This is a genomic window from Bradyrhizobium sp. STM 3561, assembly GCF_045571455.1.
In the GTDB taxonomy this organism is placed as follows: Bacteria; Pseudomonadota; Alphaproteobacteria; order Rhizobiales; family Xanthobacteraceae; genus Bradyrhizobium; species Bradyrhizobium vignae.
Window position 1 is genome coordinate 101,951 of sequence record NZ_CP120695.1, and the last position, 18,443, is coordinate 120,393.

General features: G+C 57.6%; 12 protein-coding genes, 3 pseudogenes and 1 other annotated feature. Of the genes and pseudogenes, 9 read left to right on the forward strand and 6 right to left on the reverse strand.

The features are described from left to right. Positions 1–232: 232 nt before the first annotated feature. Positions 233–348, reverse strand: a sequence feature (AL1L pseudoknot). A gap of 1,179 nt (positions 349–1,527) precedes the next feature. From P6U28_RS00480 to P6U28_RS00505, 6 genes and pseudogenes are all read left to right on the forward strand, one after another. After that, positions 1,528–2,175 carry an anthranilate synthase component II gene (locus P6U28_RS00480; protein WP_407121357.1) on the forward strand — a complete coding sequence of 216 codons (648 nt, stop codon included), beginning with the start codon at positions 1,528–1,530 and terminating at the stop codon, positions 2,173–2,175. 12 nt (positions 2,176–2,187) lie between these two features. Beyond that, a complete protein-coding gene (pabB, locus tag P6U28_RS00485; RefSeq protein WP_407121359.1) occupies positions 2,188–4,119 on the forward strand; it encodes an aminodeoxychorismate synthase component I in 1,932 nt (643 codons plus the stop codon). A gap of 73 nt (positions 4,120–4,192) precedes the next feature. Beyond that, positions 4,193–4,483, forward strand: a complete 291-nt coding sequence (locus P6U28_RS00490) for a chorismate mutase (RefSeq protein WP_407121361.1) — start codon at positions 4,193–4,195, stop codon at positions 4,481–4,483. 488 nt (positions 4,484–4,971) lie between these two features. Further along, positions 4,972–5,271: pseudogene (locus tag P6U28_RS00495) on the forward strand (prephenate dehydrogenase/arogenate dehydrogenase family protein); the annotation flags it as partial. A 264-nt stretch (positions 5,272–5,535) separates the two neighbouring features. Continuing rightward, positions 5,536–5,799: a hypothetical protein gene (locus P6U28_RS00500; protein WP_407123215.1), complete on the forward strand. Its 264-nt coding sequence runs from the start codon at positions 5,536–5,538 to the stop codon at positions 5,797–5,799. An 814-nt stretch (positions 5,800–6,613) separates the two neighbouring features. Further along, complete coding sequence (locus P6U28_RS00505) at positions 6,614–10,087, forward strand: indolepyruvate ferredoxin oxidoreductase family protein (RefSeq protein ID WP_407121363.1); 3,474 nt, start codon at positions 6,614–6,616, stop codon at positions 10,085–10,087. A 66-nt stretch (positions 10,088–10,153) separates the two neighbouring features. Here the strand turns inward: P6U28_RS00505 and P6U28_RS00510 are convergent, their stop codons facing one another. Together P6U28_RS00510 and P6U28_RS00515 are read right to left on the reverse strand one after the other, a co-directional pair. After that, on the reverse strand, positions 10,154–10,306 hold the full coding sequence (locus P6U28_RS00510; protein WP_407121365.1) for a hypothetical protein: 153 nt from the start codon (positions 10,304–10,306) through the stop codon (positions 10,154–10,156). A gap of 94 nt (positions 10,307–10,400) precedes the next feature. Then, positions 10,401–10,592 carry a hypothetical protein gene (locus P6U28_RS00515; protein WP_407121366.1) on the reverse strand — a complete coding sequence of 64 codons (192 nt, stop codon included), beginning with the start codon at positions 10,590–10,592 and terminating at the stop codon, positions 10,401–10,403. A gap of 1,137 nt (positions 10,593–11,729) precedes the next feature. Between P6U28_RS00515 and P6U28_RS00520 the strand changes: the two genes are divergently transcribed. Next, complete coding sequence (locus P6U28_RS00520) at positions 11,730–12,743, forward strand: ATP-grasp domain-containing protein (protein WP_407121367.1); 1,014 nt, start codon at positions 11,730–11,732, stop codon at positions 12,741–12,743. 472 nt (positions 12,744–13,215) lie between these two features. On the opposite strand, the pseudogene P6U28_RS00525 reads toward P6U28_RS00520, so the two are convergent. From P6U28_RS00525 to P6U28_RS00540, 4 genes and pseudogenes are all read right to left on the reverse strand, one after another. Continuing rightward, positions 13,216–14,223 (reverse strand): annotated as a pseudogene (locus P6U28_RS00525) (IS30 family transposase); the annotation flags it as partial. 872 nt (positions 14,224–15,095) lie between these two features. After that, positions 15,096–15,611, reverse strand: coding sequence for a group II intron maturase-specific domain-containing protein (locus P6U28_RS00530; RefSeq protein WP_407121369.1), 516 nt, complete (start codon positions 15,609–15,611; stop codon positions 15,096–15,098). A 71-nt stretch (positions 15,612–15,682) separates the two neighbouring features. Beyond that, the gene (locus tag P6U28_RS00535; RefSeq protein WP_407121371.1) at positions 15,683–16,117 is read right to left on the reverse strand and encodes a hypothetical protein; all 435 of its coding nucleotides are present in this window, start codon (positions 16,115–16,117) and stop codon (positions 15,683–15,685) included. Between the two features lie 183 nt (positions 16,118–16,300). Continuing rightward, a pseudogene (locus tag P6U28_RS00540) lies at positions 16,301–16,507 on the reverse strand (IS3 family transposase); the annotation flags it as partial. A gap of 559 nt (positions 16,508–17,066) precedes the next feature. Between P6U28_RS00540 and P6U28_RS00545 the strand changes: the two are divergent. Both P6U28_RS00545 and P6U28_RS00550 read left to right on the forward strand, forming a co-directional pair. Beyond that, on the forward strand, positions 17,067–17,357 hold the full coding sequence (locus P6U28_RS00545) for a reverse transcriptase domain-containing protein (RefSeq protein ID WP_407121372.1): 291 nt from the start codon (positions 17,067–17,069) through the stop codon (positions 17,355–17,357). A gap of 220 nt (positions 17,358–17,577) precedes the next feature. Further along, a complete protein-coding gene (locus P6U28_RS00550) occupies positions 17,578–18,201 on the forward strand; it encodes a CoA transferase (RefSeq protein WP_407121374.1) in 624 nt (207 codons plus the stop codon). Positions 18,202–18,443 lie beyond the last annotated feature (242 nt).

Consider the following 18,443-nt stretch of genomic DNA (forward strand, 5'->3'; position numbering starts at 1 on the left):
CCGGCCGCCGATCGTGAGGCATCAAGCACCTGCCGGCGTGTACGGTGCGAGAGATCCGCCAGCCCACGATCCTGCGGGCATAGGGGCTTGAGCTGTCGCCGGATCTTGCGATGCCGTAGACGGAGGAGTTCTGATCGACACGCGCCTAACCCCCATCTTCAGGGCGGGTCCTGCCTGGCGAGCGCCGACTGCTTGGCCAGATCTCGCCGCTTCGCCGCTTGAGCATGGTAGGTCGAGCGAGCATCGGCAAGATCCTACAGATCGGCTCGACCCCATACACCCCACGGTAATGGTCGATGAAGGCGATCATGGCTTGGACCGGCGGAGTCGGCTGTGGCAAAATGGGCACTTGCCCCGGGCAAGGTCTCGCTTGGCCCCGACGCTCGCGGTCTCCCGTTCCAGGAGTTTTAGCCAGTTGGCCATATCCGTCGGAACGCCAGCCCGCTTCCCACTGTCACTCTCGGCCTTTTGACCCCGTCATTCAGCGTCTGCGGCGTGCAGCCGATCTTGACCGAAATCGAAATCACTGCCGTCCAGTGCGATGGCAGCTCGCTGGTTTGATCCAGAGCCACCCCGACCTGCACGGGCTCGGAGCTCGGGTGAAAACTTATTCTTCTTGCTTGTCATGGCTTCATTCCTCTCAGGAGTTGAAGACTCCGGCAAACCCTGACCGGTTCGCACCTGAATTTAGGTGCTTCACAGACGATTATCTAAGCCTGAGAAACGGAGGCCCCTTGCCTGCCACGTTGGCACATTACAGAGTCTCTGCGGCTCACGTTATCGAATGGGCATCTCGTTTGTAGTCTAGAGTTACCGCGACGAGGTGCCAACATGGGCGCATCTTACTTCCAGTCGCGCTCTAACCTATCCGACTTAGTAGCTGCCAAAGCGACTCCCCCGATGCTTTAAGTTGTTTGAACGAACGCGCGACCAAGCTGCTTAGAAAGAATTGTACAGAACGTCCAGCGCGGCTCGACCCAGTCAGGGCTTCTCGTACTCGATTGGCTTCGCATACTTGGCGCGTGAGTGGTGAAATGAATGGACTCCCTAATCTTGATGCGTCGACTCGTTTTTCTAATCCAGAGCCAACATCGTGAACAGGCCCCACCCAAATGTCGTTCCAGCCCAAATTTGACAAGGCGCCGATAATCCCAAACGGCTATAGTCGCTTTACTACATCACGGCAAACGCAGGCCCATGCCATGAAATTGATCCAAGGGCAGCGCTATGCCGCCCCGAACGCGGCGCGGAACGGGCTGGCCAACGCTGATGCGGGGGGCACGCCACGCGATATTCCGGCGAATGGCATCATTTCAGGGCGGATCTCAAGCGATCCGGCGAGCTCGCTAGGGAGCGGTCAACCGCTCCGCGCTCAGCTGGATTCTCGTCGGTCGGCTCGGAGCGGCTGAAGAGGTGAGGCATATCGCGGTCTTTCTGCAGCCATATCAGTATCCCGGATTGGTAAGTCGACTCGTATCAAATTTAGCCGCGAAGTGCGAGCTAGGGAGAATGAGGAAAGTGTGGGCGATGATTGAAGGTGGTCAAGCTCTGACGACGTTTCGCAGGGAAGACACGGCTCGCCTGGCGAGCGTGCTCCTACTCGACAATCGTGATTCCTTTACGTTCAATTTGGCGCACCTTCTCAGCTCCGTCGAAGGATGTGATGTAACCGTATCATCTACCGACTACAGCAGTGTCGATCATCTGAACCTAAGCAAATACGATGGTATCGTCATCTCGCCCGGGCCCGGTCATCCGGCAGTGCCGCGCGACTTTCGAATTTGTCGCGAGGTTATTCTCGAGAGTTCAGTCCCAGTTCTTGGCGTCTGCCTTGGTCACCAAGGGATCGCGCACTACATGGGGGGTAGCGTTGGTCGTGCGTATAGGCCCGTGCATGGCCGGGTCTCAAGTATTCACCACACCGGCAAAGGGTTGTTCGAAGGGATCCCAAGCCCATTCAAGGCCGTCCGCTATCATTCGCTCGTCGTCTCTTCGAAGCTTCCGCCGGAAATAGAAGTGTGCGCGTGGACTGACGAAGCTGAAGTTATGGCAATTGAGCATCGGAGGCGGCCGCTCAGGGGAATTCAGTTTCATCCCGAATCAATCTGTACAGAATTCGGAGACACGATCGCCCGGAATTTCCGAGATTGGATCCTCAAAACGAGCGGAAAGTAGTGAGGTTGCTCCATGAAGCTTGCTGTTCGATCTACGAAGCTAATTACCACTACGCTCGATCTCTTTCGGAAGTACATCTATCCGGATCAGGCAGATTGCTTTTGGTTGGATAGCAGTCGAGTGATTGAAGGGATGTCGCGATACTCGATTCTCGGAAATACCGCTGGGCCAAACTCTGAAGTCATATTGATCGATGCGCTATCTCGCCGCGTTCGTGTTCAGTCGCGGCGAGGTATACAAGAACATCGGATCGATGATCCGTTGGGCTGGCTAACCGCCCGTATGACGGAACGGCAGCTCCAGGAACCGCTACTCCCTGATTGTCCATTCGGCGGCGGTTACATCGGATATTTCGGTTACGAAGCGAAGGCGATCACTTGCGGTCACGCCGGTTTTGTAAGCCCGACCTGGGACATTGGGCTTGTGTTTCCCGATCGATATTTTGTGGTCGATCACAGAGAGGGTAGTATCCACGTGATATGCGTGGCTGAAGACGCAATGGATGGCGCACAGGAGGATTGGGTAAGAGTTACCGTTGACCAACTTGAGAGGATCAATTCGGTCCAAGCGACACCCCGACAAGGGGCCGTCTCGGGGAAACTGGTGTCTTTTAAGATGCGCCATGATCGGACGGCTTACCTCACCAGGATCGACGCGGCGCTTGAAGCAATCAAGGCCGGCGAATCATATGAGATTTGTTTAACAAACCAGATCTGCTGTGCGGACGTAAACTGTGATCCGCTCGATGTCTATAGCGAGCTCCGAGCCCGCAATCCGGCACCTTACGGCGCTTTCTTTCGCTTGGCCGGTGCATCCATTGCCTGCTCGTCACCAGAACGATTTCTAAAATGTGATCGAATGGGCAACGTAGAGACAAAGCCGATCAAAGGGACTGCGGCTCGATCGGCTGATGTGTCGGAAGATTTGCGCATAGCGGCGGCTCTCGAGGACGATGAAAAATCACGTTCCGAGAACCTGATGATCACGGATTTGCTGCGCAATGACCTGAGCCGTGTGTGCAGGGTCGGAAGCGTCCACGTACCCGCTTTGATGCACGTCGAGACTTACGCAACTGTCCATCAGCTTGTAACGACCGTTCGTGGGCAGCTCGCCCCGGGTCGGTCTTTGCTGGATTGTTTGCGTGCAGCATTCCCAGGAGGCTCAATGACTGGAGCGCCGAAAATTCGCACACTCGATATTATCGATGCTCTCGAAGGGGGACCGCGGGGAATCTATTCGGGTTGCATTGGATGGATCGGACTCGATGGTAGTGCGGATCTAAACATTGTAATACGGACCATCGTCATGGAAAAAAACTTGGCTAGTGTCGGCGTAGGTGGCGCCATTGTCGCTATGTCAGACCCAGTCGAAGAATATGAAGAGATGCTCATCAAGGCGAGGCCCTCTTTAGAAGCAATTGCGGCTGCCGTTACTGGGAAGCCGGATCGATATCAACTAGAAGGTGAATGGGATGGGGACGGTGTGACAATTGGCATACCCACCATTGAGGATATCCCTACAATATCGGCTGGTCTCGAGCCGTTCATTGCCGACTTGCCGGGTCCGAGCTACGTGCGGGATGATGCGAAGTTGCTTCTGAGTAGGATCATTGCGGGAGAACTCGACATCCAAATCTTGGTCGCATTCGAAGGCGCCCAGAAGAGCTTCCAGGGTTTCATCACCTGGTCGAGCTCGACGGCACTGAGAACCGGTGGAAAATACGCGATTATCGAGGACTTGTGGGTGCCGTCAGCCTCAGCTTCAAATAAGCTGGCGGCTCGGCTCTTAGATGCAATGACAGTGCGGTGTGGCGCCTTGGGTATCAGAGTGACCGAGGTCGCCCTCCCGCGCGGGGGGGACTGCTCTGTCGGCGATCTTAAAGGGATGTACGCTTCGAACGGGTTCTCCGAGAACGGTTTCCGATTTCATCGGATTGTCGCCTGATGCCAATAACGCGGTTAGGGGCACTACCACAAAGCCGCCGTATAAAATGAGTTCGGAGACTGAGGAGAGTCGAATGCAGGATTTGGCTGATTTCAGAAAGGAAATCGATCGTCTCGACGACGAGATCCTAAGGTCCGTTGTAGCGCGATTGCGGCTTTGTGAGGAGATTGCGATCCTAAAGAGAGACAGCGGCGTTCCGATGATGCAGCCGGAGAGAGTGGCCGAGGTCAAGAATAGCAGAGCAGCGAGCGGCGAAAAACTGGGAGTGGATTCAGCATTCACTATCCGCCTCTTTGAGACGATAATTGCAGAGGCTTGCCGCATCGAGGACAGATTGATGGCCGCAGAGGAGCCGCGGAAATGAACGTTGCAGCAACGATTCCGGACGTTGTCATGACGTCACTCGCCCTTTGCGAACATATTAGAATATCTGCCGCTGCGGGCCTTAACTGCCTAGGATTGTAGAACGCGTCGTGCGATCTGCCCAGTGCTTCGGGCTGTGCAGGTCTGGCATCACCTGAAGTGATTGGCTGAAGCGCCAAAGGGTCGCGATAAGGTACTACTTTATCAGGTTGAGCAACGCGAGATGACGTCACGATATCTCATGATGGATCAACTCAAGATGAGACTTAGTTGACTTTTGTATATCTCACCTTGGCAGTGAACAACTGGGAAGTCGTTCGGCGGAAACGGCTCTGAGCTAGTTTCACAGTGCTCATTGGGCTAACGATCATCTAATGTTCAAGGGCAGCTGCAGAGGCAACTCACGTGGGTAACCAGCCTTTCACGGAAGTGCCCTTTCCGAGCTTTCGGAAGGTCTTGCTCTTTGGTGGTGCCGGCGCCGTAGGAAAGATGCTCGCCAAGTTGCTCCGATCTTATGTACAAGAGATCAGATGTGTCGATGTTAGGCCAGAGGAAGGCTGTCAGGTCGGTGACGCGGCTGCGCCGTCTCCCGCACTCGAACATCAGATACAATCCGCGGACCTCATAGTCCTGGCCTTGCCCGATCGACTCAATGAAGAAGTTGGACCGTCGATTCTAAAGCTTGCGCGTACGGACTGCCTAATAGTCGATACGAGCTCGGTTAAGACGCGTTACGCGACAGTATGTTCGCTGCACGGGTCTGCCGAAATTCTTTCCATCAATCCGCTATTTGGTCCAGATCTCTGCGTCGAGGGGCGATCCATAGCTGTATCGCGCGTGCGATCGCGAGCATTGGCGGTAAGATTTGAGCGGATGCTGAGCAATTCGGGCGCGAGAGTAGTTAGCGTAAGCGTAGATGAACACGACAGAGCCGCGGCGGTTACCCAAGCTGTTGCACATGCAATCCTACTCACGAGTGCGCGGTTGTTTAGGGAGAGTGGCTGGAATCCAGCACCGGAGTTTCTCACCCCGCCGGCACGCGCGATGTTGAGCATGGCGGCTCGCATGTTAAGTGGAAGTTCAGAGCTTTACTGGGCCATCCAGTCGCGTAACCCAATGGCGGCGAGCGCTCGCAAAGCCTTCTTGGAGTACTTTGCTCAGCTCGACAGAATAATTCTTGGAGGAGATCAAACCGAGTTTTCAGAAGCCTGGAAGCTAGTATTAGCATCCATCGGAAATAGTGCGGACGAGTTTGCGCGTGAGGCGGCTCATGTCTACCGCGGTCAGATCGAAAGTGAACGGAAAGCGGAGGGGTGAACAAGTCACGTGTGATTCTGGGGCTCGCTATATAATGTTTGCTGGACTTTGTGGCAGAAGCGTTCGACTTAGGCCAAAATCTGGTCTGCGGACTTGGCTCATTGGAAGAGCTTAGGATGTTTATTGCGCAGGTCGATGAAGGTGCGAATGTGGGCTTCGAGCTGCCTGACGAAAGTGTGGACACTTCCGCCGTCCTTGTGGGAATGGGACCGACAGGTCCAGGCCATCGTGCGCGAACTCGCTGCAGATCCATCGAGTAAAATCCGATGGCGAAGTTGCTGTGTCGACTTCCGTCTGCACGTGCCCCCAGCCTGCGCCAGGATAAGTCCTGGAATGGAGGAAGAATGTTCAGGCGTGGGCGAATTCACGGTCATACCGGTCGGCCCTCTTCTCTTGCCACGCAATGAACGCCCGCCCGTCGCCGCCGCCGGAAGAGCGTTCGAAAGTATTGACGCGTGCTACCCCGTCGGATGGGGCAGGGCGGTATTAAGCAGCACAAGCCGCAAATGTATCCGGAGATACAGCCGGGCAGGCTATGACGGTGTCACACTGGAGATGGGCAACCGTGCTAGGATAGATGACCAAGATCGCGAAGCGCGCGACGATGCGATGCACTCTTATTCCTACTCGCCGACGCCGCCATTGACAGTGCAATCTACGGTCTCATCTCACTCTCTACGTTATGATCTAAGCGGCGACGCGCGTGATCAAGTTATAAGTACGCAGGCTGAGGCCACGCAATTCGAGCCGGACGTGCGGGTGGAGGCCGGTGCATAGCAGCGAGTCCTAGACGATGAGAGTGTGAAACAACCCGATGCTGCGCGACGTATCACTTGCCGACAAGTTTGACCTGCTCAGCGGTACAATCTTCATTACTGGGAAGCAGGCCTTGTCGCGCGTGCCCTTGTTGCAACGAGAGCTTGACCGCAGGCGCGGCTTGCACACGGCCGGCTACATCTCGGGGTATCGGGGCTCTCCACTAGGCACTTTCGACATTGAGCTCATAAAGATCGCTGATAGGTTGAAGGCCGAAAATGTCGTGTTCGAGCCCGGGCTAAACGAAGATCTCGCGATGACCGCTGTTTGGGGCAGCCAGCAAATCGACTTCGTCCCTGGACGCCGCGTCGATGGTGTGTTTGGGATGTGGTACGGCAAAGGACCGGGTCTTGATCGATCTGGTGACGCGATCAAGCACGCCAACATGTCGGGTACCCATCCAAACGGAGGTGTGCTGCTCGTCTTCGGTGACGATCATGTCGGCAAGTCGTCATCTCTGGCGCATCAAAGCGATCTCGCCCTTGCCGCGCATGAAGTGCCGATTTTTTATCCATCAGACGTTCAGGACATCTTCAAGTTCGGTCTTGCCGGCATCGCGATGTCGCGGGAATGCGGACTTCTCGTAGGTTTGAAGCTTGTCAACGAAACGGCAGACTGCACCCAGGCTGTGGAATTTTCGCTGGACGGCATCGCTCCCATCCTCAAAGAACCGCCGACAGCCCGGAGTGACGTTAGCATTCGCCTGGAAATGCTGGCAGTAGCGGCGCAGGATCAGAGGATGGTCCGGAACAAGCTTCCGCGCGTGCACGACTTCACGAGACGGAATAGGATTGATCGCGTTGCGCTCGGAGCCGAGCGACCTGCTGTTCTCGCCATCGTGACGGCCGGCAAAGCTTTCCAAGACGTCATCGACGGGCTGCGGCAGATTGGCATCGACGATGCTGTCGCGCGTCGACTGGGCGTCGGCGTCCTAAAAGTGGGCCTGATCTACCCTCTCGACCCCGAGCCTTTGAAGGCGTTTGCTGGAAACGCGGTCGAACTTCTGGTTGTTGAGGAGAAGCGCCCCCATCTCGAGTTTCAGGCAGCCGTGCTTATGTACCATTTGGCGCAGCGGCCGAACATTTCGGGGAAGCGAACCGCAGATGGGGAGGCGCTTCTGCCGGCGGACGAGCCGCTCGACGCTGCCACAGTCGCCTTAGCAGTGGGCCGTCGTATCCTCGCTGTACTTCCCTCGGATCTCGCGGAGGCCGCGGCACTGCGCGCAAGGCTCAAGGGGCTTGCAAAACGTTTTGTCTCGTTTGAGCATGCCGAGATAGCGCCGCTCGCGCGCCTTCCTGTCTTCTGCTCGGGCTGTCCCCACAACACGTCGACCAGGCTGCCCGAAGGGTCGTTCGGCGTCGCCGGGATTGGTTGCCACGGTCTGGTGCAGTTCATGGACCGCGACTCGCTTTCCTGCACCCACATGGGAGCGGAAGGGGTGAATTGGATTGGGCTGTCGCACTTCACAAATACGAAACACGTCTTTGTCAATCTTGGCGATGGCACATTTTCGCATTCGGGGTCTCTGGCCATCCGCGCGGCAGCCGCTTCCGGCGCCAACGTGACATTCAAGATCCTGGTCAATGACGTGGTCGCGATGACCGGGGGCCAGCCGGTCGAGAGTGGTCTGTCAGTTGACGCCATCGTCCGGCAGGTCTTGCTTGAAGGGGCAAAGCGCGTGGTCGTCGTGGCTGAAGATCCGGATGGGATACGCAATAGCAACGCGCTGCCGGTTGGTGTCTCGGTGCTTCATCGCACTTACGTGGAAGACGTACAGCGGGAGTTGCGAGAAATTCCGGGTACAAGCGTCATGGTTTACGTCCAGATGTGCGCTACGGAAAAGCGAAGGAGACGTAAACTGGGTAATATCCCGGAGCTTTCGAAGCACGTGGTCATCAATCCGGCGGTTTGTGAAGGTTGCGGAGACTGCTCTCGGACCTCCAATTGCATGTCTTTACTGCCGTTGGAAACGGAGTTCGGCCGCAAGCGCCAAATTGACCACGCGAGCTGCAACGGTGACATCTCCTGCCTCGAAGGATTTTGTCCCTCCTTTGTGACAGTCGAAGGAGGCAAGCTCAGAAAACCTCAGCCCGTCGACCTTAGCGGGGCCATCGCTCGCTTGCCAAGACCTGAAACCGAGGCAGATGAGCACAAAACGCTTGGTATCTTACTAGCAGGTATCGGCGGGACTGGAGTGGTAACGGCCAGTACGATTGTCGGCATGGCAGCTCATCTGGAGGGACGCGGCATCAGCATCTACGACATGACGGGCCTCTCTCAGAAAGGCGGAGCGGTCTACAGCCACTTACGGATCCTTCCTAACCCTCAAAGCGTGGCACCGCTGCGCCTTGGTCTCGAAGACGCCGGGCTCGTGATCGCATCCGACGTTATTGCGGCCTGCCAACTCGAGGCTCGGAAGACGATCAGACGCTCGACAACAGTGCTCGTCGACAAAGAGGTGGTGGCGACGCAGAAGTTTCATGAGAATGGAAATATTGATTTGGACCCCGAACCTCTTGTTCGTCACCTCGAACAGCGGTGCGAGCGACGGCCGGTATGCGTGCCAGCGAATTACCTGGCGAGAGGCGCATTCGCCGACCCTATTTTCGCCAACGTGATTATGTTGGGATACGCACTGCAGGCTGGATTGCTCCCGTTGTCTCCAGAGGCGATTGAGAAAGCTATTCGGCTGAACGGTACGGATGTGGCCGGAACGCTGCGCGCCTTCCATCTCGGTCGATTGTACTTCGCGGATCCAGAGGCCGTAGAAAGGTTACTAACTTCTGACGAGGAGGCAATGATAATCGCGCTCAGGCCTGTCGAGACGCTGCAGGAGTGCATCAACGTTCGGATCGGCGCGTTGGAGGCCTACCAGGACGCCAGCTATGCCGCGCGCTTCCGCAGCCTGATCGAACGCGTGAGGAGCGCGGAAGACAAGGCGAGGTTCGGCTCGACTCGACTAACCGAGACAGTTGCTCGGAGCGCTTTCAAACTTATGGCCTACAAGGACGAGTACGAAGTCGCCCGCCTGCTGACTGATGCAACGTTCTGGAACGGTATAAAACATCAGTTCGATGGCGGCGTGCTTAGGCTGCATCTGGCGCCTCCCGTCATTTTCGGCCGCGATCGAGCCTCCGGACGTCGGCGGAAGAGGGAATTTTCAATGAACTATCTGTTCGCGGGCCTGCGACTGCTGGCGCGGGGCAAAGTGTTGCGCGGCTCCGTGCTGGATCCTTTCGGCTGGATGCGCGAGCGTCGCATCGAGCGAGCTTCGCGCGATCGATACCTCGCTCTGATCGACGAGATCGTGCCTCGTCTTAATACGAGCAATCTCGAAGCTGCCGCTGCTCTAGCTTCCTATCCGGACGAAATTCGAGGGTACGGCCCGATCAAACATGAATCCATCGAGAGAGCCGAAGGCCGTGTCCAAGGGCTGCGTACGCTCTTCGAACAGGGCCACGAGAGGACTTAAGGAACGCAACCTAAAGCGAGCTGGGTCGAATTGAATCGCAGGGACTCCCAAAGGGAGCGCCTCACATCACAATCCGCCGAGTCGTCGGTGAAGAACCCGCACTTTAGTTTGGGGCGAGCTGAGGGGATAATTGAGCTCGACGAGGATTTGGCGCAACAAGAGCTCCAGCTTGCAAATGATGCGATGGAAGTTGTAGCCGGCGGCGGCGAGAACAGGCATTGGTGGCATCGCCTAGGCGGATTAGTTCCCGCCCATTCCAATCTTCGGATCTGAGGTGGCCGATGACGGGCTCGAACGCGAACCGACTGCGGCGTCATGCGCCGCTTCTGCCCTGCGGTGAACACCTCGAATATTTGTAATCGGGGCAGGCATTATGGCCGCCGTGGCCTTTGCCCGCGAGGAGACGCTCGATGATGCTGCCGATCAGCACTTCTCTGTCTTGGATCTCGGTTTTGAGCGTATAACCGTCGTACGGAATGCCGGGTGCCTTCACGTGGGTGACCAACTAACTCCGCTTGGCATGCGGCAACGTGGTAGCGAGCGAGACCCCGGAAATCGTAAGGCCGGTGCGCTTTGCTCTTGTCGATGCACTCCACCTCCCGCGAGTGCAGCGAATAGACCTTCGGGCCGCGATGGTGCTGCTTCTGATACAGCACCCGCCGCGCCAGCGCCAGTATGCGTCCAAGGACAATCTCATCGAGCCCGTCGGTGCCGGCTTCGATGTTCGGGTGATGCGACCAATGTATGTTCGGGGCGCTCTCAAGGCCCGGTTGGCGTTAATGAACTGCTTGCGCGGGCATATCGCTGATGCTTCAGCGAACTTGCCCACCCGCCCATAGGCCATAGACGCTGTAGGCGAGGTCTGGCCGTCTTATACAAGCTGTCTTACACAATATGTGAATTCAGGGAGGGGACTGTCGTCACTACCGTGGTACGAGTTCGTGCGGCTGTCGTACAACGCTATGTGTTCAGTGTCCGATTGCAGACGTTTATGTTCAGGACCGACGATTGAGGCGCAGGTATTTGCGCTGGTGCGGCGCGAAGCCCGTCGCATTCTCGCTTGCTCTCTATTGGCACGCTGATTGCTTGAGGCGAGTAAAGGACCTTGCAATCATAGTAGCCTCGCGGGCGTTGGCTGAGAGGAGCAGATGAAGCGTACTCGAACGAGCGAAGTTGAACTAGAGAGACCCTGCACTGTCTCGTCAGCCGAATCTTTATCGCCTCCTGCGCGCGTCCCGCGCTGGTTGTCTAGCAGCGGCTTTGGTTCCTCGTGGCGTTTAGGGGCCGGCAATGAGGTCCCCACCCGGAGGGAGTTCAGGCTCCGTGCGAGTTGGACCAGACGGCCGCGCACTCGCGCTGGCCAGTGTTGGTCGCGCCATGCATTGGCACACAGCGCCTTCGAAGTAGAGGAGAGTAGCCGGGGCAACTTGAAATTCTTCGCTTCGTTTACCGGAACTACCGCTGGCGCAGGCCGGCTGCATTTCTCTGCTGATCAGCAAGTATCTCGATTTCCCCGCGTTGGAGGAAGAAACTCTGCCCGCAACCTTCGGCTAGCGCGCAGGATCCAGACCAGCTCTTCTCCTCGATCAACCAAATCCACGCAAATGAATTTGACAGTCGGCAAACATCGAGGGAGTAGCTCATGCGAGTGGCAGTAGTGTGGAACGATACGAACGTGACCAATGGGATCGCTCGGCCTGGCCCGAGCGGGCGCAAGATCATTGAAAGCGTGGTGGCAGCTCTGCACGAGAGCGGCCACGAGACGCTGCTGTGCGAGGGCGATCAAGGGTTGCTCGCCAAACTCGAGCGGTTCATGCCATCCGATCCACAAGCCCGCCCGTCTGGAATCGTCTTCAACAGGGCGTACGGAAGTCAGGGCGAGTGGCGTGCCAGTCAGGTCCCGGCCATGCTTGAGATGGCTGGAATTCCGTACACCGGACCTGGTCCACTCGGCGCGGCGCTGGAACTCGACAAAGTTATCACCAAGAAGCTCATCCGTGATGGCGGCGTGCCGACGCCGAACTTTCGCCTGATGCGTCGCGGCACGGAGAGCACCGGTGACCTGCGATTCCCATTGGTAGTGAAGCCTCGGTACGAGTTCGACAGCTTGGGATTGCAGCTCGTACATGAATCCGCTCAGTTGAGACAAGCTGTGGAAATGATCGTCACGCAATATGCGCAGGATGCACTTGTGGAAGAATACATCGAAGGGCGCGAAATCTGCGTCGGCCTACTGGGGAATGAAGAGCTCGAGGTGCTGCCTCCGGTGGAGCAAGACTTCGGCGACCGCGAAATCCGTCTTGTCACCTGGGAGGACAAGATGCACATGGCGACCGCGCCGTTGCAGAAGATTTGCCCAGCACAAATCGGGAATAAGCTCGCGACGGTGCTGCGGGATCTTTCGATCGCGACCTTCCGTGCCTGCCTTTGCAGGGACTACGCGCGTGTAGACCTGCGGATCGACCGCTCGGGCCAACCCTTTGTTCTGGAGATCAATTCCACTCCATCTCTCTATAAGATCAACTCTTACGTCCGGGCTGCAGCGACGGCGGGGTACAGCTTCTCGCAGCTGGTCAATCGCATCCTCGATCTCGCCCATGCACGACATTTCGGAATCGGCATTCCCAAGGGCGGAACGCGCATCGAATCGCAATAGGACTTTTCCGCCTTAGGGCGCCCGTTTGGTGTCACTCTGCCGCTCGGTCGGCACCACGCCCTTGATCAACCGGTTAGGTGCGATAGGCATAACTGGGAGAACGGATAACGACCGCGAAACTGCGTCGGAATGACCTCGAGCCGCCGAGAAGTCGCCTCGCCAAGCACATGCATACGCCACGGCGGACACGGACGAGTAGTGTGTTCGAACGGCAACCGTGAAGTCAATATGAGGCAGATGGGCTGGAAGCGTACTACCGTTCACAGAACGTCTGCCGGCCCGCTGGCGTACGTCTGCTTCATCCTGTCCTAGCTACGTCGCCTTATCGTAGATGATAGCACAGCACTACTGTGGTGCGCGTGGCGCATGAAGAATCACAACAACTCACCACGGCAGATAGTAGATCGATCCATTGTTGATGCTGTACCATCAAATAGTAACCGCCGTACAGATCGCGGCGCTGCTTATCAGCATTAAGGTTGCGCGGAGCTTCGCCATGCCCGGCTGATCGGGGAAGGTGCAATAGCATTGTGAAGCGCGTCGTGCGTTCGACCAACGTGCCGATCGCCGAGCTGCCAAGACCGAGGATGAGGTCTCCCTCCCAATGTCCCGGCACGGCTCAATCGGCCGCTTCAGCGGGGCGCTCACTGATCATGATCTCCGGCGAGACAAAGCCCTTGCCCCGCCTGCGTACGCGCCCCCTGGGAACGCGCAACACGCGTCCCGTTCGCAAGCAGGCCGTCAGTTCGCTGCGTAGTACACCGCGACCCTGAACGAAGAGAGCCTGATAGATGGCTTCGTGGCTGATGCGCATCGTCTTGTCGCCCGGGAAGTCGATCGGCAAGCGTCGGGCAATCTGCTCCGGGCTCCATGCCTTGGCCCATCGTCGATCCTTTCGCCGGCCATGCCGGCGGCCGTTCCACCGAACGGTGGGGCCAGCAATACAAGCTCCGCCCGGGGCTACAACACTACCGGCAAGTCTCTCCTCCACATAAGTGCGCAAGGCTGCGTTGGGCGCAAGCTTAGTCGGCTTGGGCCGGCGGGCAGATCGGTCTGCATGCCACTGGGCAGTTGTGGCCCGATAATCTAGCCCCCCGCCGCGGGTGGCCGCGTTCCGCCGCAATTCACGGGAGACCGTCGAAGCAGCCCGTTCCAAGCGGCGCCCAATCTCCCGTATGGAATGGCCCTGCACCTTTAGAAGGGCGATTTCCTCGCGTTCAGCCAATGAAAGGTAGCGCCCGGAGAGAGGCTTGGCCGAAGATCTGAACATCGCTGGTGGCATGCCGCCTGCCTTTCGGAACAATCTGCTTCCGACAGGTTGCGATAAGCCGGCCTCAAACGCAGCATCTTCACTGCTCTGCCCTGTGGCAATCGCGCTCCAAAATTTATTCTGTTCATCGCGTCCGGCCACAGACGGCCGGCCTGGCGATGGCAATGGCCCTCGTCCTGACCGTGCCGAACGTCGACTTACAACTTTCATCGCAACCTCCAACTTCAGGGTGTTGCGACGATCGTTTGAATCCGCCCAGTACACCAGCGAGCAGTTCCAGCGTTTGATGGCCGACCACGGCATTATCTGCAGCATGAGCCGTTCCCGGTCGCGTGAGATGTGATGTGCCAGCGACGTGAAGCGGATTTTCGGTTCACATCGAGCTTTCGCTGCTATCTGTTCAAGTTTCGTTTCCATGGTCAGCTGATCTTGTCGTTGCATAGAAGGCCGTGTCTCCCGTTGCATGGAGCCCATGTTGCCCAAGAACAATTCACCTACCGCTGACCGCTTCCCCATGTGGCCGGCTCTCCCATCCTCCGAGTACTATCACTCAGTATGACTTCCACTCGGTCGTCAGGCCTCCCTCACCTTGTCGGCTTGTCGGGCCCTACAAACTTGCGTTTGAACCGAATGGATCTCCCTTGTTCCCGTTGATCCCCTTAGTTGCATGCCGGCGGTACGAACCCGGGAGCATCTCAGACCGCTCGCGTTGTCGCGGCCTGCGATTCCGCCTTCCCCTTCGAGCGACAGGGTCGACTACTCCGATCACGTTCGATTTCGGGGCTATTTTCCCGTTCACTGCATGCCGGCCTACCACCTCCCTGTCTACGCTTCGCAGCGGCCGTTACCGGACGCCACGCAAGACTCGGTACGCGGCTGCTCGTTAGGCTTTACCGCGGCCGCCATCTCAAGCGGCAGAGTTCAACGCGCTTTCAAGGCGCAACGCTCATCAAACCGGACGTGCTGATTTCCGGCATCCGGCTTTCCGGCTGGTTTCACCGCGAGGCACGCGACGTGGCCGCTCGGGGCAAGCGTTGGAGGCACAGAACGCCGAGTTCTCGATGGATGACATCGAATATGAATCAGCGATTGCCGCGTCCTTGCACCTTGTGCCTTCGCGCGAGGAACCTGCGCACACGTTCAAAGGCGTATTGGTCGACGCTACGGTATGCTTTGCTCCGCGAGCCGTAGTCAAAGTAGTTGGACCAGCCTCGCAGTGACCTGTTCAGCTTGTCACGTACTTCCGGCCATGGATCGATATTGCTTGGCACCAGAAGCTCGCCGACCCTTGTCTTGAGCCGCTGTACACTCTTCTTGGACGGCCTCGCGCCGAGATGCCATTTCCCGTTCACCTCAAACCAATGCACGCCGGAGGAGTAGCCGAGGAAGTCGAAGCGTTCCTGTCGGGCATTTCTCAGCGAAGTTTTAGCCTCGTTGAGTGTCAGCCCAAGCTTGGTCATCACCGCCTTCGTCCACGCTAATGCCTCCACTGCGCGACCGCAGCGGAGGATAACGAAGTCGTCGGCATAGGAGATGACGTGAGCCTGGAACGCGTCGCCGAAGCCAGTCAAACGCCAATGCTTCAGGAACCGGTTCATCTAAATGTTGGCCAGCAATGGACTTGCGACGCCGCCTTGCGGCGTGCCGCGTGTGTTTCGCTTGCCGTCACTCATGCGCCGGGTTCCGTCCGCGTCCCGTTCTTCGATCGGCGCCCTCGGCCACATCTTGATGAGACGCAGACGTTTCGATGCACCACACGCCGGGCTACTGACTTGATCAGTTCGGAATCCGGTATCGTATCGAGGTACTTGGACAAATCAGCATCAACTACGTCTGCATAGCCCCGACATAAATGCCGGTGCACTTCCTTGACCGCGTCCACCGCCCCGCGAGCGGGCCGGTAGCCGTAGGCATTGTCCTCGAAGTCAGCCTCGAAGATAGGTTCGATCACGATCTTGGCGGCAGTCTGACGCTCGCCACTATTCGCTTTCGGGATCATCAACCGCCGCACCGGATCAGGTCGGTACGTCTTCGAGACCAGTTCCGCACGCAAGTCCGCCAACCATGCTTCCAGGCCCTGCTCTTCGATGCGAGCAAACGTCATCCCATCCACACCTGGTGCACCCGCATTAAGACGAGCGAGCCGATAGGCGTGGACCAGGATGTCCTCGCGACAGATCTTGTCGTAGAGCAGATAGAAGCGGAAGGTGGGCTCCGCCTTCGCTTTGCAGTAGAGTTTTCTCTGAAGGCTCCGGATTGAGCTGCTGCCGGTTTGATGGACACTGGGTTAAGCTAATCCCACCTTACGCTCGAACTCAACCGGGCTGAGATAGCCGATGGTCGAGTGCCTGCGGATCGTGTTGTAAAATCGTTCGATGTAGTCGAACACATCGGCTCGTGCCTCGTCTCTGGTCCTGTAGGTTTTGCCTTCCGTCCGTTCGGTCTTGAGCGACGAGAAGAAGCTCTCCATCGCCGCGTGGTCCCAGACATTACCGGGTATGGAGGAGTCGGTCGCAGATTCCGAAGTCGTCGGCCGCAGGGGTGGATGGTCAGACGGTAGAGACGGCGAAGAAGAGCTTCGATGTATGGATAGAGCCGATGCTCAGTCCATTCACCGTGAAGGATATAGAGCGCCGGACATTCGGCGGGTCTATATCCCGAAGCCCGGCGAGACGGAAAAGCGGCCACTTGGCGTGCCAACCGTCGCCGATCGGGCGTTCCAGCGCAGCACGGCCGAAGTATTGTCTGCCATTTATGAGCGGGACTTTCTGCCCTGCTCATTGGTGGCCGGCCAAAGCTCAGCGCTCATCATGCCTTGGCGACCCTCAATGTGGCCATCGCCGGTGTCAAGATGGGTTGGATGCTGGAGGCGGATCTGAAGAACTTCTTCGGGAGTCTCAATCATGATTGATCCTCCGATTTGTTGCGCATCGAGTCGGTGATCCACGCCTGATCAGTTTGATCCGGCGCTGGCTGAAAGCGGGTGTCTTGGAAGTGGAAAGGTTCATCCGAACGAGGAAGGAACACCGCAAGGGGGATCGATCAGCGTACTTTTGAGCTACCTTTATCTGCATTATGTGCTCGACCTCTGGTTCGAACGCGTGGTGAAGCGCCGGTTGCGGGGCGAAGCCCGGCTGGTGCGCTATATCGATGACTTTGTGATCTGCTTCCGATATCGATCGGACGCCATCCGTGTTCAGGACGCCTTACGCCTTCGGTTGGTAAAGTTCGGCCTCACTCTTGAGCCGACCAAGACCAAATTGGTTGAGTTTGGTCGTTCGCGCAGCGACACGCAGGCAAACGCGGCAGAAAACGCCCGGAGACCATCTACTTCTTGGGCCTGACGCTGTATTGGACGCGAAACCAGAAGGGTAACTTCAAGGTTGGGATGCGCACCGAGAAATCTCGCTTGCGGCGCAGCCTTTTGTCACTGCAGGAGCTCATGCGGCAAATACGACATCACACGATCAGTGACCAAGTCGGCGAAATCAACGTCTTCCTGCGCGGCCACTATGCTTACTAACGGGGGCGCCGGAAATCTTCGGTGTCTCGTAAAGGTGTACCGTGCCGTGCAGCGTTACTGGCATCGGATGTTGCGCAGGATCTCGTTGCGATTCGCAACCGCCGCCCCGGCTTAATTTACCTCGAAGCGAGCTGGTTCAGCCGGGAGGGCCCTATGCGGAATTGGCGTCAACGGATTCGACGATCCGCGCGCTCGCCGGCCTCATCAAGCCGGTTGGACCCGTGGAGAGGGCCCCCCGCTGCACGCGCCGGATTTCCAGACTGTATCCTAGCGGGCCTTGGGGGTTCATAGCGGCTGTTTCTTCGGAGCTTGCGCGAACACAGGGCGGAGCAGGGCGCTGGTGGTCGCTCGGTGCATCCGAATCGAATCTCGCTTTAACCGAGTATCTCATGTGTGAGGCGTTCGCACGCGGCGACGTTATGCGCCGGCTTGGCATTAACCACTTCTGGCCGAGTTTTCCGGCCGGCATTTACGAAACAAAAAAAGGTTGGCTCGGCGTCACTTTGCAAACGCCGGCTCAGTGGCTCGCATTCTGCGACATGCTCGGTGTGTCCAAATTATCCGATGATCCGGTGCTGATCCTCGGCGAAGATCGTCTGCAACACATGGACAAGATCGACCGGGAATTTGCGCCGCGGCTGAAAACGCGAACCGCGCAGGACTAGTTTGCGGGGTGACTGAAACGGAAAATCTCGATCGTGCCGCTGCCTGAAATAGCTGATCTTCTCCAGGACGCGGAGAAGAGGGCGCGGGGCGCGATCGTCCCTGTCTTGCTCGGTAAAGAACAGGCCTTGACCGCCGGTTCGATGCAGCGGCTGAGATTGACACCGCGCCGCGGGGGCGGAAGGGTACTCGCTCCTGGCGAGCAGCAGGGTCTCGCGAATGGCCAAAGGCACCTATTTGACAC